This window comes from Spirillospora sp. NPDC000708 (assembly GCF_040299565.1).
Taxonomy (GTDB): Bacteria; Actinomycetota; Actinomycetes; order Streptosporangiales; family Streptosporangiaceae; genus Spirillospora.
The window spans coordinates 12,919-34,518 of sequence record NZ_JBEPCJ010000091.1 but is presented as its reverse complement, the minus strand read 5'-3'; the positions used below and the strand labels follow the sequence as shown (position 1 = coordinate 34,518).

Annotated in this window: 18 protein-coding genes; 11 read left to right on the top strand and 7 right to left on the bottom strand. The window is 73.1% G+C overall.

Annotated elements, in window-relative coordinates; translation table 11 throughout:
* Positions 1 to 157: 157 nt before the first annotated feature.
* Positions 158 to 1,006 carry a helix-turn-helix domain-containing protein gene (locus ABT299_RS42020; protein ID WP_500254166.1) on the top strand — a complete coding sequence of 283 codons (849 nt, stop codon included), beginning with the start codon at positions 158 to 160 and terminating at the stop codon, positions 1,004 to 1,006.
* Between the two features lie 45 nt (positions 1,007 to 1,051).
* Here ABT299_RS42020 and ABT299_RS42015 read toward each other — a convergent pair whose 3' ends face one another.
* Together ABT299_RS42015 and ABT299_RS42010 are read right to left on the bottom strand one after the other, a co-directional pair.
* A complete protein-coding gene (locus ABT299_RS42015) occupies positions 1,052 to 1,450 on the bottom strand; it encodes a hypothetical protein (protein ID WP_500254165.1) in 399 nt (132 codons plus the stop codon).
* Between the two features lie 176 nt (positions 1,451 to 1,626).
* Positions 1,627 to 2,556, bottom strand: a complete 930-nt coding sequence (locus tag ABT299_RS42010; protein ID WP_190861367.1) for a LysR family transcriptional regulator — start codon at positions 2,554 to 2,556, stop codon at positions 1,627 to 1,629.
* A gap of 191 nt (positions 2,557 to 2,747) precedes the next feature.
* Between ABT299_RS42010 and ABT299_RS42005 the strand changes: the two genes are divergently transcribed.
* On the top strand, positions 2,748 to 3,032 hold the full coding sequence (locus ABT299_RS42005) for a hypothetical protein (RefSeq protein ID WP_500254164.1): 285 nt from the start codon (positions 2,748 to 2,750) through the stop codon (positions 3,030 to 3,032).
* Between the two features lie 319 nt (positions 3,033 to 3,351).
* On the opposite strand, the gene ABT299_RS42000 is transcribed toward ABT299_RS42005, so the two are convergent.
* From ABT299_RS42000 to ABT299_RS41990, 3 genes are all read right to left on the bottom strand, one after another.
* Positions 3,352 to 3,642 (bottom strand): MBL fold metallo-hydrolase, encoded by a 291-nt coding sequence (locus ABT299_RS42000; RefSeq protein ID WP_500254163.1) that lies wholly within the window; start codon positions 3,640 to 3,642, stop codon positions 3,352 to 3,354.
* Complete coding sequence (locus ABT299_RS41995) at positions 3,587 to 4,081, bottom strand: MBL fold metallo-hydrolase (RefSeq protein WP_500254162.1); 495 nt, start codon at positions 4,079 to 4,081, stop codon at positions 3,587 to 3,589. Before ABT299_RS41995 ends, ABT299_RS42000 begins: the two co-directional genes overlap by 56 nt.
* Positions 4,082 to 4,160: 79 nt before the next feature.
* Positions 4,161 to 5,105 (bottom strand): NADP-dependent oxidoreductase, encoded by a 945-nt coding sequence (locus tag ABT299_RS41990; protein ID WP_500254161.1) that lies wholly within the window; start codon positions 5,103 to 5,105, stop codon positions 4,161 to 4,163.
* A gap of 122 nt (positions 5,106 to 5,227) precedes the next feature.
* Between ABT299_RS41990 and ABT299_RS41985 the strand changes: the two genes are divergently transcribed.
* Positions 5,228 to 5,728: a MarR family winged helix-turn-helix transcriptional regulator gene (locus ABT299_RS41985; RefSeq protein ID WP_500254160.1), complete on the top strand. Its 501-nt coding sequence runs from the start codon at positions 5,228 to 5,230 to the stop codon at positions 5,726 to 5,728.
* Between the two features lie 78 nt (positions 5,729 to 5,806).
* Here the strand turns inward: ABT299_RS41985 and ABT299_RS41980 are convergent, their stop codons facing one another.
* A complete protein-coding gene (locus ABT299_RS41980) occupies positions 5,807 to 6,289 on the bottom strand; it encodes a hypothetical protein (protein ID WP_500254159.1) in 483 nt (160 codons plus the stop codon).
* 164 nt (positions 6,290 to 6,453) lie between these two features.
* Between ABT299_RS41980 and ABT299_RS41975 the strand changes: the two genes are divergently transcribed.
* From ABT299_RS41975 to ABT299_RS41940, 8 genes are all read left to right on the top strand, one after another.
* Positions 6,454 to 8,343, top strand: coding sequence for an N-6 DNA methylase (locus ABT299_RS41975; RefSeq protein WP_500254158.1), 1,890 nt, complete (start codon positions 6,454 to 6,456; stop codon positions 8,341 to 8,343).
* A 101-nt stretch (positions 8,344 to 8,444) separates the two neighbouring features.
* Entirely contained in the window at positions 8,445 to 9,947 is a 1,503-nt protein-coding gene (locus ABT299_RS41970; protein ID WP_500254157.1) for a serine/threonine-protein kinase, read from the top strand.
* 117 nt (positions 9,948 to 10,064) lie between these two features.
* The gene (locus tag ABT299_RS41965; protein ID WP_190861384.1) at positions 10,065 to 10,853 is read left to right on the top strand and encodes a DeoR/GlpR family DNA-binding transcription regulator; all 789 of its coding nucleotides are present in this window, start codon (positions 10,065 to 10,067) and stop codon (positions 10,851 to 10,853) included.
* 365 nt (positions 10,854 to 11,218) lie between these two features.
* Positions 11,219 to 13,921, top strand: coding sequence for a family 78 glycoside hydrolase catalytic domain (locus tag ABT299_RS41960; protein ID WP_500254156.1), 2,703 nt, complete (start codon positions 11,219 to 11,221; stop codon positions 13,919 to 13,921).
* A 76-nt stretch (positions 13,922 to 13,997) separates the two neighbouring features.
* Positions 13,998 to 15,287 carry an ABC transporter substrate-binding protein gene (locus tag ABT299_RS41955; RefSeq protein WP_190861388.1) on the top strand — a complete coding sequence of 430 codons (1,290 nt, stop codon included), beginning with the start codon at positions 13,998 to 14,000 and terminating at the stop codon, positions 15,285 to 15,287.
* Positions 15,284 to 16,267 carry an ABC transporter permease subunit gene (locus ABT299_RS41950; RefSeq protein ID WP_190861390.1) on the top strand — a complete coding sequence of 328 codons (984 nt, stop codon included), beginning with the start codon at positions 15,284 to 15,286 and terminating at the stop codon, positions 16,265 to 16,267. Before ABT299_RS41955 ends, ABT299_RS41950 begins: the two co-directional genes overlap by 4 nt.
* On the top strand, positions 16,264 to 17,091 hold the full coding sequence (locus ABT299_RS41945; RefSeq protein ID WP_387031476.1) for a carbohydrate ABC transporter permease: 828 nt from the start codon (positions 16,264 to 16,266) through the stop codon (positions 17,089 to 17,091). The genes ABT299_RS41950 and ABT299_RS41945 overlap by 4 nt, the downstream gene beginning before the upstream one ends.
* Before the next feature lie 2 nt (positions 17,092 to 17,093).
* On the top strand, positions 17,094 to 20,852 hold the full coding sequence (locus ABT299_RS41940; RefSeq protein WP_500254155.1) for a glycosyl hydrolase: 3,759 nt from the start codon (positions 17,094 to 17,096) through the stop codon (positions 20,850 to 20,852).
* Here ABT299_RS41940 and ABT299_RS41935 read toward each other — a convergent pair.
* On the bottom strand, positions 20,800 to 21,582 hold the full coding sequence (locus ABT299_RS41935; RefSeq protein ID WP_500254154.1) for a phytanoyl-CoA dioxygenase family protein: 783 nt from the start codon (positions 21,580 to 21,582) through the stop codon (positions 20,800 to 20,802). The genes ABT299_RS41940 and ABT299_RS41935 overlap by 53 nt on opposite strands.
* Between the last annotated feature and the right edge of the window lie 18 nt (positions 21,583 to 21,600).

Genomic DNA, 21,600 nt, shown 5'->3' with positions numbered 1-21,600 from the left:
TTGTTTGCCCCCCCCTTGGGCGCGCCCGGCCTCCCGGTGGTCCCCTCTATTTGTACCCCCCCTCGTCGCCCCTGGCCCGGGGAAAAAACCCTGCCCGCGAGCGCCGGGGGGCCCCCGACCCCCGCCACCACACTGGGCCGCCGCATAGCCTGGATTCATGGACGGCAACCACCTTGGCGATTTCCTGCGCGCGCGCCGCGACGGCCTGCGTCCAGAGGACGTCGGCATGGCGAGCTACGGCGCCCGCAGGGTGGCGGGGCTGCGCCGCGAGGAGGTCGCCGTCCTGGCCGGTGTGAACGCCGACTACTACACCCGCCTGGAGCAGGGACGGGAGCGCAACCCCTCACCCCAGGTGCTCGATGCCCTCGGCCGCGCCCTGCACCTCGACGCGGACGCCCGAGCGCACCTGTTCCGGCTGGCCGGGACGGCCCCGGAACTCCCGCCCTCCGCCCGCCCGGCCGAGCAGGTCAGCCCGGCGCTGCGCCAGCTGATGGACGGCTACCCCGGCGCTCCGGCGTTCGTCATGAACCGGACCCTGGACGTCCTCGCCGCCAACGCCCTGGCCGACGCCCTCTACGCGCCGTTCGAACCGGCCGACAACCTGGCGCGCATGACCTTCCTGGACCCCGCGGGCCGGACGTTCTACACCGACTGGGACCGGGCCGCGCAGGCCGCCGTCGCCAACCTGCGCCAGGCCGCCGGCTTCGACCCCGACGACCCGCGGCTGCGCGAGCTCGTCGGCGCCCTCACCGAGCACAGTGCGGACTTCACCCGCCTCTGGAACTCCCACACCGTGCGCGGCAAGACCCGGGACGCCAAGAACTTCCTCCACCCCGACGTCGGTGCTCTCACGCTCACCTACCAGGCCTTCGACGTCCGCGACGCCCCTGGCCAGCAGCTCGTCATCTACCACGCCGAGCCGGGCAGCCCCAGCGCGCAGTCCCTCGAACTCCTCGGCACCGTCCACGCCACCCGCCGCCAGGCGGCCCCACGCTTCCATCGCTGAGCAGCCACCGAGCGTCTGAAGGCGCCGCCCAGAGGACGCGGACGGTCAGGCCGGGGTGGTGGCGGGGACAGGGACCAGCCGTCGGTCCGTCGATTCGCGCAGCCACAGTGCCGTGGTGAGAGCGGCCACCAGGGCCGCGCACCCGCAGATGACCAGCCCCAGCGAGTACCCGTGGGAGAGCGCGCGGAGCGCGGCGGGCACGGCTCCGGGGATGGACAGCACGGCGAACGGGCCGCCGGCGGACGCGGCGTGGTCGGCGGCCGCAGCCGTACTGGGGTCGAGGCCTGCCAGGCGGTGGGGGAGGTCGGAGCCGGCGGCGCCGAGCACCACGGCGCTGACGATCGTGGGCCCGATGCACATGCCGAAGTCCCGGGCGGTGCTGATCGCGGCGCTGGCCATGCCGGTGGCCGAGAGCGGGACCGCCGAGATCGCGGCCGAGGTCATGGCCGACACCACGAACAGGAAGCCGACGCCTTCCAGCAGGAGCGGCCCGACGTGCGTGCCGAGGGAGGAGGTCGTGACCGGGATGGCGGCCAGCCAGAACTGCGAAGCAGGCGGCGGCGAGCGTGCCGCCGGCCGACCGGGGTGGTTTCGACATGGCCGCCATCATGTGGCCGCCGTCACGCGTTGTGAAATCGATCCTTCATATGCTCGGCATCGATCGCCTGGATGCGGGCGCCCACCCGGGCCGCCGTCTCGCGCAACCAGACGTGCCCGGCGTCGCGGGCGTGCAGCGGATGCCACCACAGCGCCTCCCGCAGCGGCACCGCCGCGAACGGGCAGGGCAGCACCTTGACGGGAGCGGTCGCCTGGCGCGCCAGCCTCTCCTGCATGAGCGCCACCCGGTCGGTGCCCGCCACGAAGTTCGGCAGCATCTGGAAGCACTGCACCGAGACCTCGACCCGCGGGCTCACCCCGATCATGCTGAGCTGGCGGGTCACCGGCGCGTCGTAGGGCCGCTGGTAGACCGCCCACGGCAGGCGGGCCAGATCGTCGAGGGTGAGCAGGTCGGGCCCGCCGGCGTCCACCACGCACACCCACCGGTCCTCGAACAGGTCCAGCGAGGGGATCCCGTCGATGATCCCGTGCGGGAGTAGCAGCCCGTCCACGCCGCTCAGCGAGGTCGCCGGGTTCTCCACGATGGCGGGGGTGCTCTGCTGCAGGCTGAGCCGGACGCCGGGCGCCTCGTCGTGCAGGACGCGGGCGAGTTCCGCGCCGAACACGCTGGTGCCGTAGTCGGACCCGAGCAGCGTGAACTCCCGTGTCTCGGCGGCGGGGTCGAACCGCGTCTGGCTGGCGAACACCCGCTCCAGCAGGTCGCAGGCGGCGGCCGTGCGCTCCAGCAGCGCGGCGCCCAGCGGCGTCAGCTCGTAGCCGCCGCCGACGCGGGCCAGCAGGTCGTCGTCGAAGTGCCGCCGCAGCCGGGCCAGGGAGGCGCTCATGGCCGGCTGGCTGAGGCCGAGGCGCCGGCCGGCCCGCGTCACGTTGCGCTCCTCCAGCAGCGCCCGCAGAGCCACCACGAGGTTCATGTCCAGGCGGGCCAGGTTCATGGCATCCATCTTATGGATTACCTGCATACGAAAAATCGATTTCCCTGATCAAAGTCATGGCGGCAGAGTAGCTCGGGCAGCCGGGCCATCGCGGCACCGAACTGGTCCTGCTCGGCACGGCCGGAGGGCCGCCGCCCCTCGCGGCCCGCACCGGCATCGCGTCCGCGCTGGTCGTCAACGGCCGCACGTACGTGATCGACGCCGGACGCGCGGCCATCACCCGGTTCATGCGGGCCGGCCTGTCCATGCCGTCCCTCGCAGCGGTCTTCGTGAGGCACCTGCACGCCGACCACACGGTGGACCTGTTCTCCTTTCCGCTGCTCAGCGCCGGAGTCGTCGGCAAGCAGGGCTTCCAGAAGCCGATCGTGGTGTACGGTCCCGGCTCGGCGGGCTGCGGGTCCGTGAGATCGAGCCGCCCGCGTCGGCCGGGGCCGGCCCGGCGGAGACCGCACCGCGCATGGACCCGTTCCCCGTGATGGAGAACGACGACGTCAAGGTCACCGCGATCCTCGTCCCGCACGGCCCGGTGTTCCCGGCGCTCGCCTACCGGATCGAGACGGAGGGCGGCGTGGTCGTCTTCTCCGGTGACACCGCCCGCACGCCGAACATCTCCCGTCTCGCGGCCGGCGCGGACATCCTCGTCCACGAGGCCTACCACCGGGAGGCCGTCGCCGCGATCGGCTACCCGCCCGCCGTCGTCGAGCACATCGGGGCCGTCCACACCGAGGTGGGCGACCTGGGTGCGGTCGGCGCCGAAGCGGAGGCCCGGCGAACAGTGCGGAGCCGGGCAGGGACTCAGAGCGTGACGCTGAGGCCCTCTTCGGCGATGAGGACGTCCCCGCCGAACTCCGCGCGGGCGGCGGCCGCCGACGCCGCCCGGTCGTTGCCGGGCCAGAAGTGGGTGAGCATGAGCCTCCGGGCGCCCGCCCGCTTGGCCCAGTGGCCTGCTTCGGCGGAGGTCATGAGATTGCGCGTGGGCTGTTGCGTCTCGCCCTCCCTGTCGGTGGCCTCGACGATGAACAGGTCGCTGTCACGACCGAGCTCGACGAGCCGCGACGAGGGGCCGGTGTCCCCGGAGTAGGCCACGACGCTCTGACCGGCCCGCAGGCGGACACCGGCATTGCGGGAGCGAGAGACCGGTCAGCTCGAACGGGCCGACACGGTAGGCACCGGGAAGCGGATGCACATCGAAGACCGCGTTCAGGTCGACGTCGGGTTCCAGTCCTTGGAGGCGGTCGAGCACGCCGGGCGGGCAGTACAACGGGATTCTCGCTTCCCCGGCCTCGCCGTAGTGCCGCATCCGGAACAGCCCATGCAGGTCGACGCAGTGATCCGGGTGCTCGTGGGTGATGGCGACGGCGTCCACGCGACCGTCCAGCCAGTGCGCGAGCAGCCGCGGAAGCGTGGCGTAACCCAGGTCCAGCACCAGCCGGTAACCCTCCCAGTCCACTGCGAAACCGCTGCAGGCGCGGCCGGGCTCGGGAAAGGCGCCGCAACTGCCGAGCACGGTGACTTCGCGTCGCATGTCAGGCTCCTTACAAGAGGTGGGACGTTGACCGGGCCGGGGGAGGACCCGCACGCCTGGCACCGGGTCCTCCCGGGGGTCAGGCGGTCGTCGGCAGGACGATGACCTTGCCCGACAGGGTCCCTGCGGCCGCCCGTGCGTGGACCGAGGGCAGGTCCGCCAGCGGCACGCGCTCGGCGACGTCGACGGTGAGCTCGCCGCGGTCCACACGCGCGACGAGTTCCGACAGCTGCTCGGCATCGCTGCGGACGTACATGTCGATGCCTCGCACGCCCCGCTCCTGGTCGGCCGGTGCGGGCATCCACACGGTGCTGCTGACCACGACGCCGCCGTCGCGGACCAGGCCGGCCAGCGCGGTGAACCGGGCCGGGTCGATCGGCGCGAGATTGAGCAGGACGTCGACCGGGTCCGTCACCGCGGTGGTCACCTCGGCCGCGGTGTGGTCGATGACCTCGTCGGCGCCCGCCGCCGTGACGCGCCCGATGCTGCGAGGGCTGCCGGTGGCGATCACGTGGGCGCCGGCGGCCTTGGCCAGCTGCACCGCGTAGCCGCCCACGGCCCCGCCGGCGCCGCTGATCAGGATCCGCTGCCCGGGCTTCAGCTCGGCGTGCTCGAAGAGCGCCTGCCATGCGGTGAGACCGACCAGGGGCAGCGCGGCCGCGTCGGCGAGCGGGATGCCCGTCGGGGCCGGCGCCAGGCTCTCGGCGGGCGCGAGGACGTACTCCGCCGAGGCGCCGTCGACGACGAACGGCAGGAAACCGATCACCCGGTCACCGATCTCCAGGCCGCCTGCGCCCTCGCCGAGTGCGTCGATCGTTCCCGCGACGTCCAGACCGGGGATGTGCGGCAACGTCAGGGGCATCGGTTCCTGCATGAACCCCGCGCGGATGTTGCCGTCGACGCCGTTGAACGTCGTCGCGGCGACGCGCACCCGCACCTGCCCGGCGCCCGGCACCGGCCGGTCGACGTCCTCGTAGCGCAGGACGTCGGGGCCGCCGTACTCGTGGAAGCGAACTGCCTTCATTTCCGGTACCTCAGCATTCGATCGGCGAAGTGCTTCGAATCCGAAGCACTGAGGTCACCGTAACAGTGCTTTGAAGTCGAAGCAAGTGCTTCGAAAATGAAGTAGCTGGTAAAGTGGGCGCCATGCCTGACACGCCGCCGCCGTCCCTGGACGCCGCCCAGCTGGGCGCGTACTTCGCGCTGATGGAGGTGGCGGGCCTGCTCCGCCACGCGGTCGAGCAGCAGCTGCGCGAGGCCGGCGATCTCAGCTACGTGCAGTTCCAGCTCCTGGCGCGGCTCGGCCTCGACTCGCCGAGCGGCAGCGAACGCATGACCGACCTGGCCGACGGCGTCGTGTACAGCCGCAGCGGACTGACCTATCAGGCCGGGCTGCTCGAGAAGGCGGGCCTGGTCACCCGCACCCGCTCCGCGGACGACGACCGGGGCGTCACGGTCACGATCACCGATGCCGGACGGGCGCTTCTCGCCAAGGTGCTCCCCGGTCACACCGAGGTCGTCAGCCGGCAGCTCTTCCAGCCGCTGTCGCCCGCCGACACCAGGGCGCTGGCCGAACTGCTGTCGCCGGTGCGCGACCACATGCGTTCGGCGCCGCCCCGTTCGGCGGCGCCTCGCCGCCAGCGATAACGCGTCCTCGACTTCTCGATCCAGCCGTCCTCGGCGGCGGGATCCGTCTCGGGAGCGAGATGGTCCTCCGTAACGCTCTCAGCAGGTCTTGACCACCTTGCCGCCGATGGCCCGCTGGATGCGCTTGTTGACGCCGCTGTTGAGCGAGGTCACCATCCAGTGCCGTCCCTGGTCGGCGACGATGGTCCCGGCCACGCCCATCTGGCAGATGGTCTTCTTGACCTCCAGGAAGGCGCTCGGCGTCTCGTAGAACTCGATGCTGATGTTGGCGGTGCCGCCGCAGATCACCTTTCCGCTGCCCAGCGACTCGGTCCGAGTGGCCTTGGTGCAGCCGAGGTGCGCACTGCGGATCTTCTTGGCGATGTCCATCGGGTCGTGGTAGGTCGCCGCGGCGGCGGTGCTCTTGGGGGAGCCGGCGGGCGTGGCGCCCGCGGCCGTCGAGGCGGCGTCGCCGCCCTTCGGGCCGTCGCCGTCATCGCCGGAGCCGCACCCGGTCAGGAGGACGGCGCTGGTCAGGGTGGCGATCGCGGCGAGCGGGATCGCGGGGCGCAGGGACGGCATGGCAGAACCTCCGGGGGGATGTCATCGTGGAGCGCCGACACGGTGGAGTGTTCGACGCGTCGCCAAGTACAGCACGTGTTAACTCGACTAACAAGTGCTCCGATTGTGTCGACACGAATACAGGCGGGCGATAGGGTGTCGGCGTCCCAGCTGAGGAGGGTGACGTGCGCGAGGACGCCACCGTGACCACGTCGGACATCGCCCGGCTCGTGCGGGTGAGCCGGGCGGCGGTGAGCAACTGGCGGCGCCGCCATCCCGGGTTCCCGCAGCCCATCGGCGGCACCCCGGCGAGCCCGGTGTTCTCGCTGGCCGAGGTCGAGGCGTGGTTGCGCGAACAGGGCAAGCTCGTCGAGACCCCTCCCGAGGAGCGGGCGTGGCAGCTGCTGCGCGCGGCCGGCGACGAACGCGAGGTCGGTGAGGCACTGCGGCAGGTGGGGGCCTGCCAGCGCACCGGCATCCGGCTCGGCGGGCTGAGCGACCTGGCGGCGGCGAAACGGCTGGGGGTCGACCAGCGGTCGCTTCCGCTGCTGAGGGCCGTGGACGAGCTGTCCGGTGCGTGGGGTCCCGCCCGCGCGTTCGAGTTCCTGGTCGAGCGCTACCTGGAGGTCCGGCTGCCCCGGATGGCGCTGACGTCCCCGCAGCTCGCCGGGCTGATCGCCGAGCTGGTCGACCCGGACGCGCGGTCGGTGCTGGACCCGGCGTGCGGGACCGGTGAACTGCTGTCGGCGCTGCCGGCGCCGTCCGGCGACGCCGAGCGGCGGCTCTTCGGGCAGGAGCGGGACGAGGTGCTCGCCTCGCTGGCCGGGACGCGGCTCGCCCTGCGCGGCACCCCGGCCGACGTCCGCGTCGGGGACTCGCTGCGGCAGGACGCGTTCGCCGGTCTCACCGTGGACGCGGTGGTGTGCGATCCTCCGTTCAACGAGCGGTCCTGGGGCCACGAGGAGCTCACCGCCGACCCGCGGTGGGAGTACGGGCTGCCGCCCCGCATGGAACCGGAACTGGCCTGGGCGCAGCACGCCCTCGCGCACCTCGTCCCCGGCGGGCTCGCGGTCCTGCTCATGCCGCCCGCGGTGGCGGGGCGGCGCTCGGGGCGGCGCATGCGCACGCAACTGCTGCGCCGCGGCGCCCTGCGCGCCGTGGTCGCGCTTCCCGACGGCCCCCATCTCTGGCTGCTGCGCAGGCCGGCGGGCGACCGGCCGGCCGGGCTGCTGGTGGTGGACGGCGCGGACGACGCGGAGATCGTCCGGATCTGGCGGGACCTCCACGCGGGCCGCGACGTGGACTCGCCCGGGACGAGCCGGGTCGTGCCGATCATCGACCTGCTGGACGAAGAGGTCGACCTGACGCCGGCGCCGTACCTGACCGCCGGCACGGGGGACCGGACGGCCGAGCGGTTCGTCCAGACCCGCGACCGGCTGACCGCGCTGCTCGGGCAGATGTCCGAGCTGGTGTCGGAGCTCGGACCCGCGCCGCGGGATCGGGAACCGGCGGTCACCTCCGTCGCGGAACTGGCCCGCATCGGCGCGTTGACCGTGCACCGGGCCCCGGCGCGCAGGGACGCGGCCGAGACGGGTGAGGGGCGGCCGGTGCTCACAGCCGAGGACGTGATCCACGACCGTGAGCCCACCGGCCGGGTGCCCGCCCGCGCGGAAGAGGACTGGCTCGTCACGCGCACCGGCGACATCGCGGTGGCGGTCGCCTCCCGCCGGTTCGCGGCGCGGGTGGTGGAGCGCGAGGGGCTGCTGCTCGGCCCGCAGCTGTCGCTGGTCAGGGTCGATCCGGACCAGCTCGACCCGTACTTCCTGGCGGGCGTCCTGCGCAGTACCGCGAACGTGCGGTCGTCGGCCCTGTCGTCGACGGGCAGCCGGGTGGACGTCCACCGCGCGCGTGTGCCGCGGCTTCCGCTGGACCAGCAGCGCCGCTACGGGGAGGCGTTCCGGCGGATGGACCGGGTCGCGTCCGCGGCGCGCGACGGCATCGCCCTCAGCGAGGAGATGGGCCGGCTCCTCGCCGACGGTGTCGCGGCGGGCGAGCTGGACATCGCCGACGACTGAGACGGCGCGGTCCGCGGCGGTCTCGGACGCGCTCGTCCAGAACGCTCCGGCGGGCGGCGGAGATGCGCCAGAATGATCCTTTCCGTACGGAGGGGGCTCGCGTGACGCAGCTGCTCGGGGGACGCTACGAGCTGATCGCGCCGCTCGGCCGGGGCGGCATGGGCCAGGTATGGGAGGCCGCCGACCGGCAGCTGGAGCGGCGGATCGCGGTGAAGCTGCTCACCAACGAGGCGATCGCGCGCTGGCCGGACCCCGGGCGGCTGGTGCGCCGCTTCGTGCAGGAGGCGGCGCTCACCGCCGGCCTGCAGCACCCCGGAGTCCCGGCGGTGCACGACGCGGGCCCCTTCGACGACGGCCTGTTCCTGGTGATGGAGCTGGTGGACGGCTGCACGGTCGCGGACCTGGTCGCCGAGCAGGGGCCGCTGCCCGTCACCTGGGCGGCCGCGATCGCCGCGCAGGTCTGCTCGGTGCTGGCGGTCGCGCACGGCCGCTCGCTCGTGCACCGCGACATCAAGCCCCAGAACCTGATGGTGACCCGGGACGCGACGGTCAAGGTCCTGGACTTCGGGGTGGCGACCGTCCTGGACGCCGCCGGGATCGTCCGCATCACCCGCACCGGTGAGATCGTCGGCACGCCCGCGTACATGGCGCCGGAACAACTGCGCAACGAGCGCGCCACCCCGCGCACCGACCTCTACGCGCTGGGCTGCGTCGTCTACGAGATGCTCGCCGGGCAACCGGTGTTCACGGCGACGTCGCCGCACGCGCTCGGATACAAGCACCTCGAGGAGGAACCGGCGCCGCTGTACCGTGCCGACGTTCCGCCCGCCCTGGAGGACCTCGTCCGCCGGCTGCTCGCCAAGGATCCGCGGCAGCGCCCGGCGGACGCCCGCGAAGCGTACGAGCGGCTCCTGATGTTCGTTCAGAGCGCGCATCCGCTCGGTGAGATCGCTCCGTCGGCGGCCGCGGCGACGGGGATGCACCTGCACGCCCGCGTCCTGACCCGGCTTGCCGGTGCCGACCGGGGATCGCCCCAGGCGAGTTCCGTACCGGCGTCCGGCCCGCCGCCTCTGCCCACGGGCTTCGTGCCTTTCGACACCTCGTCCCGGATGCCCTCGCAGGATCCCGCGCACATGGCGTCCACACCGGGCTACAGCGTGCCCGGCCACAGCACGCCGGGCCACGCGCCCGCCGAAGATCCGGCGATGACACGGCATGGGCCGGGCTGGAAGCTGCTGCACAGCCTCTGGGTGGCGCCGGCCCTGGCGCTGGGCTTCCTGACCTGGGCCTCGTTCCTCTACATCGGTGTCCGGCACCGGCACCGCGCCTGGCTGATCGCGGCCGCCGTGTACGGGGTCCTGACCGTCGCGGTCGGCGCGCTCATCCTGACGACCACCGACGGGCAGGGAGTGACATCGCCGCCCGCCGCCCTGTGCTGGCTGGCGCTGTTCCTCGGCGGCATCATGCACGCGGCCGGCGCGAACCCGGGGCGCCTGCGCCTGCGCGCGCGCCTGGAGGCACGAGGCACGCGGACCTCCGCAGGATCGCCCCATGCCACCGGGCATGTCCAGGGGACCCCTGCTAGAGCGCCGACTGGATGGTGAGCGGGTGCGGGCGCCTCGACATTTCTTGTTAAGAGAGCATCTGAGGGTGTTATCTTCGGTCCCGTCCCGTCGCTGCCGGCAGCCGGTCGCGCGACGCGGACCCCGGGAGGATCGACCATGAGCAAGGACGGCGGGGCCCCGCGCGGTCCGGAGCGGCGCCGGCAGGACATCGCCGGCGTCGTGCTGTCGGTCGGCTCGGTCACCGCGGCGGAGCTCGCCGAGCGTTTCGCCGTCAGCCTCATGACGATCCACCGCGACCTGGACGAACTCGCCCGCCGGGGCATCGTCCGCAAGCACCGCGGCGGGGTCACCGCCCAGCCGTCGGGGGTGTTCGAGAGCAGCGTGGCCTACCGCCTGAAGTCGATGGGGGCCGCGAAGGACGCCATCGCCGAGAGGGCCGCCGAGCTGGTCGAGCCGGGGATGGCGGTGATGCTGGACGACTCCACCACGGCGCTGGCGCTGGCCCGCCGCCTGCCGGGCATCGTTCCGCTGACGGTCGTCACGAACTTCCTGCAGGCGGTCAACCTGCTCGCCCGCGAGCAGGAGATCCGGCTGATGGCGCTCGGCGGCGACTACGATCCGCTGCACGACTCGTTCCTCGGCGTCTCCTGCGTCGACGCGATCGAGGCCCTGAACGTGGACCTGTGCTTCGTGTCCACCTCCGCGGTCGGCGGAGGGTTCGCCTACCACCAGGAGCAGCGCATCGTGCCGGTGAAGCGGGCCATGCTCCGTGCCGCGGCGCGCAGCGTGCTGCTCATCGACCATTCCAAGCTCAACCGGGTGGCGCTGCATCGGGTGGCGCCGCTGTCGGCGTTCGACCGCGTCATCGTCGACGACGGTGCCGGCGCCGAGGCGCTGCGGGATCTCGAGGAGCAGAAGGTGGCCTACGAGCTGGCGGCGACCTGAGCGGCGCGCCGCCCGGCGCCCCGGCCGCGCTCCCGCCCGCACCGCGGGCCGGAGCTTGTTAACGTTTTCGAGTGTTCTTATCTCACGTTCGGTGAGCCCGGGTGGGGCATGGAGTCACCGCGCCCGGCGCCGAGCGTCTTCTCATCCGTCTTGACCACGAGTGGTGTGGTCAGTCCGGTGATAGTGGTCGGATTCGAGGCACGCGGCGCGCCTGCGGCCGGTCCGCGGCGGTGCTCGCCGCAACCCCTCGGAAGTGATCCAGCTGACATCTTGACACTCCGATCGGCGGCCTCCTACGCTCAATCTCACATTTTTTGGCGTTATCTTCACAGTTTTGTTGTTGGGATCGCGATCGGAGTGGGCGAGTGGCCGAGTCCCAAGGTGCGGCGCCGTACGGCCTCCGCTGCGATCACCGGGTCCGGCCGCTGGGCGTCGACGAGCCCGCGCCGCTGCTGTCGTGGCGACTGGCGTCCGGCGTGCGCGGCGACGCGCCCGCGGCGTACCGGGTGCGCGTGCGGGCGGAGGACGGCGAGCGGGTCTGGGACACCGGGGAGGTGGCCGACCCGGGAGCCGTCGGTGCACGTTACCAGGGCCGGCGTCTGCGGCCCCGCACCCGCTACCGCTGGACGGTCACGGTCACCGGCGCGGACGGCGCGTCCGCCGAGCGGGAGTCCTGGTTCGAGACGGGGATGATGAGCCCGGCGGAGTGGACGGCCGCCTGGATCGCCCACGACCCGTCCGATCTCGACGTGGTCGACGCCCCCGAGGAGGGCGCGCTCGCCCTCACCGACCACGGGCTCCAGCCGGCCGTCCGGCTGCGCCGGGCGTTCGAGGCCCTTGCCGCCCCGGTCAGCGCCCGGCTGTACGTCACCGCCCGCGGGCTCTACGAGGCGCGCGTCAACGGCGTGCGCGCCGGCGACGCCGAACTCGCCCCCGGCTGGACGGACTACCGCGACCGCATCGATTACCAGGTCTACGACGTGACCGACATGGTGCGGGCGGGCGGGAACGTCCTCGCCGTCACGATCGCGGACGGCTGGTGGAGCGGGTTCGTCGGGTTCGATCCGCGCCGCTCGGGCGCCCACTACGGAACGTTCCCGCAGCTGCTGGCCGAGCTGCACCTCGTCCACGCCGACGGGACCAGCGACGTCATCGCGACCGGCGGCGACTGGCAGAGCGCCCGCTCTCCCATCCGGTACGCCGACCTGCTGATGGGGGAGTGCCATGACCTCCGCCGCGAGACGCCGGGCTGGGATCTCCCCGGTGGCCCCGGCGAGGAAGAAGACGCGAGCGGCCTGTGGCGGCCCGTGCGGGTGACCGGCTCCGATCGGAGCCGCCTCACCGCGTCGGTCGCCCAGCCGGTCCGCGCCGTCCGGGAGCTCCCGGCCCGGTCGGTGACCCGCGTCGGCGAGGAACGGTTCCTGGTCGACTTCGGGCAGAACTTCGCAGGCCGGGTCCGATTGACGGTGCGCGGCCTGGCCCAGGGCGACCGGGTCGTCATCCGGCATGGCGAGACCCTGGACGACGACGGGGCGCTGTACACGGCGAACCTGCGCACCGCCGCGGCCACGGACGTGCTGATCGCGGCCGGTCCCGCCGAGACCGTCTTCGAGCCCCGCTTCACCTACCACGGGTTCCGGTACGCCGAGGTGACCGGGACGAGCAACCTCGACGCCGGCGACATCACCGGCGTGGTGCTGCACAGCGACACTCCCTGGGCGGGCGAGTTCACGTGCTCCGACCCGGACGTCAACCGCCTGTTCGAGGCCATCGGGTGGGGGCAGCGCTCCAACTTCGTCAGCGTCCCGACCGACTGCCCGCAACGCGACGAGCGGCTCGGCTGGCTGGCCGACGCCCAGGTCTTCCTGCCCACCGCGTGCCTCAACGCCGACGTCGCCGCGTTCTTCGACGGCTGGCTGCGCGAGGTGCGGGGCGCGCAGTCGCCGGACGGCGCGTTCGGCAACGTGGCGCCGAGGCTCGCGGGGGTCGCCGACGACGGCGCCCCCGGCTGGGGCGACGCGGGCGTCCTCGTGCCCTGGCACCTCTACCGGGTGTACGGGGACGAGCGCTTCCTCGAACGCAACCTCGACGCCATGTGCGCGTGGGTCGACCACGTGCACCGGCACAACCCCGACCTGGTGTGGAGCCGCCGTGTCGGCCCCCACTTCGCCGACTGGCTCGCGCCCGCGCCCACGCCCCGGGACGTGCTCGCCACCGCCTACTTCGCGCACAGCGCCGAGCTGACGTCGCGGGCCGCCGAGGTCGTCGGCGAGGCGGAGGCCGCCGCGCGGTACGGCGCGCTGGCCGGGCACATCCGCAAGACCTTCACCGAGCGGTTCGTGACCCCCGGCGGCCGGATCGAGGGCGACACCCAGACCGCCTACCTGCTGGCGCTGGCGTTCGAGCTGCTCCCGGCGGACCTCGTGCCCGGTGCGGTGCGGCGCCTGGTCGAGCTCGTCCAGGCGGCCGGTCCGGGCCTCACCACCGGGTTCCTCGGGGTGAGCCTGATCGCGCCCGTCCTCGACGCGCACGGCCACGCCGACCTCGCGCACGCGCTGCTGCGCCGCACCGAACCGCCGTCGTGGCTGCACCCGCTGCGGCACGGCGCGACCACCATCTGGGAGCGGTGGGACGGCTATACCGACGAGCGGGGTTTCCAGGCGGCGGCGATGAACTCCTTCAACCACTACGCGCTCGGCTCGGTCGGCGAATGGCTCTACCGCGGCGTCGCCGGCCTCGACCAGGCGCCCGGATCGGTCGGCTACCGCGAACTGCTGGTCCGGCCGAGGCCCGGCGGCCTCACCTCCGCCGGCGCGAGCTACGAATCGGTGCGCGGGACCGTCGCCACCCGCTGGACCCGCCGGGACGGCCTGTTCCACCTCCAGGTGACGGTGCCGCCCGGCGCGACCGCCACCGTCCACATCCCCGCGGACGACCCCGGCGGGGTCACGGAGAGCGGGGTGCCGGTGGCCGAGGCCGCCGGGGTCCGGATCGTCGGCGCGGAGCCGGGGGAGCTCCGCTGCCGGACCGCTTCGGGGGAGTACCGCTTCACCGCGGAGCTTCATTGACCACCGTCCCCGCTGGGACGGGCATGGCCGGCCGCCGTCACCTCGGCGTCCCGCGCCATGAACGCGAGGAGGACAGATGACATCGTCGTTCGACAGGACGGCCCTCAGCCGCCGCGGTTTCCTGCGGCTGTCGGGCGGAGCGGCCGCGGTGGCCGCGCTGCCGGCGGCCCTCACGGCCTGCGGGGGGTCGTCCGGCGGGTCCGGCGGCACCCTGCGCTTGGTCGGCGTGGCCGACCAGCAGAAGCCGCTCGACCTGCTGACCAAGGCCTACACCAAGGCGAAGTTCAGCACCTCGTTCGCCCCCACCGACCAGGTGGAGACCTCGCTGCGCACGCAGCTGGGCGCGGGCAACGCCCCCGACGTGCACGTGGTCTACCCGGGCAACGGCAGCGCGATGAGCATGGTGCAGATCGCGCAGGCAGGGCTGCTCGCCGACCTGAGCGACCAGGCCTGGACGAAGCGGGTCCCGGCGGGGCTGAAGCCGGCCTTCCAACTCGACGGCAAGACGTTCCTGTACTCGGCCGGATCCAGCGTGATCGGCGCGATCTACAACAAGAAGGTCTTCCAGGAGGCGGGGGTGACCCCGCCGAAGACCTGGAGCGAGTTCCTCCAGGTCTGCGACAAGATCAAGAAGAAGGGCAAGGTCCCGATCGCGCTCGGCGCGCAGACCCAGTGGGTCACGCAGCTGATCACCTACGCGCTCGTGCCGTCCACCGTGTACGCCAAGAACCCGCAGTTCGACAGCCAGATGAAGGCGGGGACGGCGACGTTCGCCCAGTCCGGCTGGGTGCAGGCGCTCGACATGTACCTGGAGCTGCAGAAGCGGGGCTTCTTCAACGACAACCCCAACGGCACCACGTTCGAGCAGCAGACGTCCATGGTCGCCACCGGCAAGGCCGCCATGGCGATCCAGGTCTCCGCGGTCCTGCCCGACTTCCGCAAGGCCGCGCCGAGCCCGGACGACCTGTCGATGTTCCCGGTGCCGGGCGCCGACGACGCCTCCCAGGTGTGGATCCCCGCCGGGGTCGTCGTGGGGCTCGGCGTCAGCGCCCGCAGCAGGAACCGCGACGCCGCCAAGGCGTTCATCGACTTCCTCGGCCGGCAGGAGAACATCAACCGCTGGGCCGAGTCCGTCGCCTGCGTCCCGCTCGTCCGGGACGCCGGCTCCAAGATCGACCCGGTGCTGACGCCGTTCCTGCCGTACATGGACGGCAACAAGGCCGTCCCGTTCATGGACCAGGCCTGGCCCAACGCCGAGGTGCAGCCCGCCCACTTCGCGATGGTGCAGGAGCTGCTCGCCGGCAAGACCACGGTCGCCAAGGGGCTGGCCAAGCTGGACGAGACCTACCGGAAGAAGCAGCCGTGACCTCGTCCCCTCAGCGCGCACCGGCCGCACCCGCGGCCGGTGCGCAGGCCGCCGGCGCACCGAAGGCGCGCGGTGCCCGGCGGCCGCCACGCGGCCGCCGGCGGCGGGGCGGCTTCCTGACGCCGCCCTGGTGGTTCGCGGCGCCCGCCCTGCTCGTGTACGTGCTGGTCGTGCTGTATCCGAGCGCCAGCGGGATCGTCTACGCGTTCACCGACTGGAACGGCATCGGCGACCGCTCGTTCAACGGCATCGACAACTTCCGGCGGCTGCTGCAGGACGACGCCGCCCGCGGATCGCTGGTCAACACGCTGCTGCTGACCGTCGCGATCGTCGTCGTCCAGAACGGCATCGGGCTGCTGCTCGCGCTGGGGGTGCACACCCGCATCAAGTCGCGGGTGGTGCTGCGGGTCGTGTTCTTCGCGCCCGCCGTCGTCAGCCCCGTGATGGTGGCGTTCCTGTGGAAGTACGTCTACAACCCGGCGCCGGACGCGGGGCTGAACGCGATCCTCGGCGGGCTCGGTCTCGGGTCGCTGCGCCAGGACTGGCTGGGCGACCCGTCGCTGGCGCTGTGGTCGGTGGCGGGGATGGTCATCTGGCAGTTCGCCGGCTACTCGATGGTCATCTTCCTGGCCGGGCTGGAGGGCGTGCCCGCGGAACTGCACGAGGCCGCGATGATCGACGGCGCCGGCCGGTTCCAGCGGTTCCGCAGCGTGACCTGGCCGCTGCTGGCACCGGCGGTCACGATCAACGTGATGCTGTCGACCATCGGCGGGCTGAAGCTGTTCGACCAGGTGTACGCGGCCACGAGCGGCGGCCCCGGCCACTCCAGCGAGACGCTCTCGACCGTCCTGTACAAGCAGGCGTTCGTGTTCGGCAACTACGGCTACAGCACGGCGATCGCGCTGGTCCTGGCGCTGTTCGTCGCCGCGGTCTCGCTGATCCAGATCTACTACCTGCGCAGCCGGGAGGTGACCGCATGAGCCTGCGGTACGGGTTCCGCACCTTCCTGCTGGAGGTGCTGATGATCGCGGTCGCGCTGGCGTTCCTGTTCCCGGTGTACGCGCTCATCACGCTGTCGCTGAAGGACAAGCAGCAGATCGCCTCGGCGCCGCTGTCCCCGCCGACGTCGCCGACGTTCGCGAACTTCTCCGGCGCCTGGTCGCGGGCCTCGCTCGGGTCGGCGCTGCTGAACAGCACGGTCATCACGGTGGTCAGCCTGGTGGCGCTCATCGCCATCGGGTCGTTCGCCGCCTACTTCCTGGCCCGCTGCGCCACCCGGATGGGGTTCGTGCTGTACGTGCTGTTCCTGCTCGGCATCGTGCTGCCGTTCCAGCTCGGCATGATCCCGCTGTTCAAGCTGGCCGACTCGGCCGGGCTGCTCGGCACCTACCAGGGGATGATCATCTTCTACACCGGCATCCAGCTGCCGTTCACGATCTTCCTCTACACCGGGTTCATCCGGGCGCTGCCGGGCGACTACGCCAACGCCGCGCTGATCGACGGCGCCGGCCACCTCCAGGCGTTCACCCGGGTGGTGTTCCCGCTGCTGCGGCCGATCACCGGCACCGTGCTGATCCTCAACGCCGTGTTCGTCTGGAACGACTTCTTCACGCCGCTGCTGTACCTGGGCGGGTCGGCGCGGGAGACCGTCCCGGTGCGGATCTTCGCGTTCGTGGGGCAGTACGTGTCGGACTACGGGCTGGTCTTCGCCGGCCTGGTGCTCGCCGCGCTGCCGATCATCGTGGTCTTCCTGGTGCTGCAGCGGTACGTGATCAAGGGCTTCGCGAGCGGGCTGAAGGGGTGAGCGTGGCCGCGATCCCGTCCCGGCTGCTGGCCGTCCTGGACGCGCCGCCGGCCGCGTACTCGCCGGCGCCCATCTGGTGGTGGAGCGGCGAGCGGCTCGACCGGCGGCGCCTCCGCGACCAGCTCGAAAGGTTCGCCGAGGGCGGCGTCCGCAACCTGGTGGTGCTGAACCTGGCGCCCTCGGGACCGATGTTCGGCTCGGACGCCGACGACCCGCCGTTCTTCTCCGACGCCTGGTGGGACCTGCTGGACGCGGTGTGCGAGGACGCCGCCGGGCTGGGGGTGTCGCTCTGGTTCTACGACCAGCTCGGCTTCTCCGGCGCCGACCTCCAGGCCCGGCTGGTGCGCGACGTCCCCGACTACGCGGGGCAATGGCTGGAACCGTCCGGAACGGCGGGCGTGCGGGGCTTCGACTACCTGTCGGCCGACGCGTGCGCGGCGCTGTTCGACCGCGTGCACGGCGAGTTCGCGCGGCGGCTCGGCCACCGGCTCGGCAACGTGATCGTCGGGTCGTTCCAGGACGAGTTGCCGTCGCTGCCGACCTGGTCGCGGACGTTCGCCGACGAGTTCGCGCGGCGCCGCGGCTACGACCTGACCCCGCACCTCGGGGCGCTGTGGGGGAGGGCGGAGAGCGGGGACGGCGGCCGGGACGCCTTCCGGATCCGCCGCGACTACCACCTCACCCGCGCGGAACTGGCCGAGGAGGCGTTCTTCCGGCCGCTCGCCGAGTGGCACCAGGCGCACGGCCTGCTGCACGGCTGCGACCAGCAGGATCCGGCACGGGCCGGGCTCCCGGTGGACGGTGTCCGGATCTACGCCGACTACGCGCGCACACACCGCTGGTTCGGCGCACCCGGTTCGGACCACCACGGCGACGCCCGCATCCACTCGTCGCTGGCGCACCTGTACGGCCGGGACCGGACCTGGATCGAGGCGTTCCACTCCAGCGGCTGGGGCGGGACGCTTGAGGAGACCTTCGACTGGCTGCTTCCCTGGCTGCGGTCGGGCGCCACCCTCTACAACCCGCACGCCGTCTACTACACGACCAAGGCGGGCTGGTGGGAATGGGCGCCGCCGTCCACCGACTGGCGCCAGCCCTACTGGCGGCACCACCGGGTGTTCGCCGACGCGGTCACCCGGTTGTGCGCCGCGCTGTCGCTGGGAAGGCACGTCTGCGACGTCGCGGTGCTGTTCCCGACCGCCACCGCACAGGCCGGGACGCGCCTCGACGGCGTCGACCCGGACGCCGCCCGCGCCCAGGACGCCTACCGGAGCCTGGTCGGCGACATGGCGTGGTTCCGGATGGTCCCCGGAGCGCTCGACCGGCTGGGAATCGACGCCGACGTCGTGGACGACGACTCCGTGCAGCGCGCCGACGTCACGCGAGGGCGGCTGGACGTCGCGGACGAGTCGTACGGCACCGTCCTCCTGCCCGCGTGCACCGTGCTCGAAGGGGAGACCGCGCGCAGGCTCGCCGCGTTCGCCGAGGCCGGTGGACGCGTCATCGCGGTCGGTCCGCCGCCGCGCCACGGCGTCGGCGACCCGGACGCCGACGCGGCGGTGGCGAAACTCCGCGCCTTGGCGGAGGTCGTGGCGGACGCCGACGGCCTCGGAGCGGCCCTCGCCGCCGGCCGCCGCGTGGACGCACCGGTGCCTGCCCTCGTCCGCGAGGTCGACGGCGCCACCCTGGTCTTCGTGACCGCCGCCCCGTCCATGGCCAGCCGCGTGTCGGTGGAGCGTCCCGGCGAGCGCGGCGTCGACCTCGGCTGGCTCGACGTGACCTACGACTTCGACCCGGACCGCTACCTGCGCGACATGCGGGTGCGGGTGCGCGGCGTCCGGGGCCCGGCGTTCCTGGCCGGTCCGTTCGGAGGGCCGCCGCGGCCGCTGGAGGTCCGGGCGGTGGACGCGGCGTGGTCCGAGGTGGTCGTGCCGTTCGACGACGCGCCCGCCGCGCTGCTCATCTTCCCCGGCGGCGAAGACGGCGCGGGCGGCGCGGACGCCGCGGACCGCACGGCGTCCGTCCCGGCCGAAGAGCCGCAGACGGATGAGGTCCTGGACCTCGGGACCTCCTGGACGATGGAGACGGTGCCCACCCTCGACAACTCCTGGGGGGACTTCGCTCGCCCCGCCGACCGGGACGTCCCGCTGGAATGCTGGAGCCTCCAGCACCAGGTCGAGGGCGAGACGGACTGGGCCGAGGCGCACGCCACGTTCGGCCCGCACGGCGTCTGGGCTTTGGAGTCCGAGGGCTCGTGGCGCCCCGCCGTCTACTCCGACTCGCGCGGCATCCGCAAGGACGCCGTGCACCGCGACTTCCTCGGGCCCAAGGGGCACGTGCCGGAGGAGTTCCTCGACTTCGGTGAGGTCGCGGCCGGGGAGGCGGTGCTCTTCCGCGCGCGCGTGACCGTGCCGGCGGACGGCGGCCTCGTGGCGGTCGGCGCGGCGGCGGCCAAGACGCTGCTGATCGACGGGGCCGAGGTCCCGCTCGACGACCGGGGGCACCTGGCGATCGCCACGGCCCCCGTCGCGGGCGGGGATCACGACATCGAGGTCCGGTTCGTCCCGGACGAGGAGGTGCGGCTGCGCGCCCACCTCGCCGTGGTCACCGACCCCGGCCGCTACCGGCGACCGGAGTGGATCACGGTCGCCGGACCCGGGAGGCCGGGCGCGCGGGTCACGCTCACCGCGCCCCGCGCGGCCGCGGCGGCCTCCTCCGGCCCCGCGGTCCTCCAGGTGGCCTCGGCGTCCCCCTGCCGGATCCTCGTCGACGGCGAGGAGGTCGGCCGCCAGGGCGGGTTCGACCCGTACGCCGAGCACGCGGTGCCCCGCGTCGGCCGCTACGCGGTGACCGGCGGCGAGGTGACGCTGGTCCTCACCGAGGGCGGGGCGCCCCCGGCCGTCATGGTGGACGGCGCGGTGGTCTCCGGCGCCGGGTGGACGGCCGCGCGCGACGGTGAGCCGGTGCCCGTCGTGCCGAGCCGCCGCCAGCACGGCGACCCGGCCTCGCTGCACCTGCGGCGGCGTCCCCATCCGCTGCCCGGCGCGGCCTGGCTCGATGACGCCGTGGACACCGGCGACGTCCTGCCCGCGCGGCTCGCCGTCCCGGGCATCGGCCCGCGCGTCGAGCGGCTGCGCGTCACCGTGCCGCCGGGCGCCACGCGGATGGCCGTCGAGGTGCGCGGTGAACTGCTGGAGGTGCTCCTCGACGGCGAGCCGCTGGAACCGGGCCCGGAGATGCCGCTGCCTCGACCGGGCCAGGGCCGGGCGCCCGGCCGGAGGACGGCGGAGCTGCGGATCCTGACGGTCCCCGGGCACCAGGCCGGCGCCGCGCTCGCCGGGCCCGTGCGGTTCACCGCCGGTCCCGGAACGATCGAGCTGGGCGACTGGGAGGACGCGGGACTGGCCGGCTACAGCGGGGCGGTCCGCTACCGCCGCCGCGTCGACCTGCCCTCGGCTCCGGCCGCGGCGACGCTCGACCTCGGGCGGGTGCGCGGCACCGCCGAGGTCACGGTCAACGGCGTGCACGCGGGCGTTCGGATCTGCGCCCCCTACCGCTTCGACCTGGGCGCCGCCCTGCGGGAGGGCCCGAACGAGATCGAGATCCTGGTCTGCGGCACGCTCGCGCCCTACCTCGACGAGGTGAGCCCGACCCACTTCGTCTTCCCTGGTCAGCGGGTCTCCGGCCTGTTCGGCCCGGTGCGCCTGCTCATGCCCATGGACGGGGGAACGCCTCGCCGTCCAGCCGATCTCCCGCCGTGAGGCCGAGGCCGTCGGTCACGGGGTGGGCGCCGCCGCTGAAGGCGGTCTCCGCGTCCATGTAGATGGTGACGTGCGCGAGCCGGGCCGTCCCCGTGCGGTTCGGCAGCGCCATGTGCCCCGTGTAACCGCTGTGGAAGGTGCAGTCGCCGGCGCGCAGAGGGAGCGTGACGCGGGGCGCCCACCGCAGCGCCGGTTCCGCCGCGAACAGATCCTCCGCATCGTGCAGGTCCTGCGGGCGGAGACCGGCGTGATGCTGGGTGCCGGGCAGGAACGTCATGCAGCCCCGCTCCGGCGGGACGTCGACCAGCGCGATCCAGGCGGACAGGGGCAGGCGGTCGCCCCGGTGCGGCCAGTACGGACGGTCCTGGTGGAACTCCGTGGCGGTGTCGCTGTGCGGCTCCTTCACCAGCATCTGGTCGTGCCACAGCCGCAGCGGGAATCCGGCGAGCTGCTCGGCGATCCTGCCGAGCCGCCGGTCCAGGGTCAGATCCCGCAGCGTCCGGTCGCGCCGCCACACGTTGACCAGCTGGCTGAAGGCGCCGCGCGTCTCCAGGCTCTCGGCGCGATGCGCCTCCAGGTAGTTCTCGGCGCCGGCCCTGAACCGCTCGATCCGGGCCGGGTCGAGGACGCCGCGGACTCGGACGAAACCGTGCTCGCGATACGCCTCCACCAGCTCCCGCGAGACCCGGCCGTCGGCTCCGACATCGCTGCTCGCCTGCTCGTTCACCATGAGGACTCCGTTCGTCGG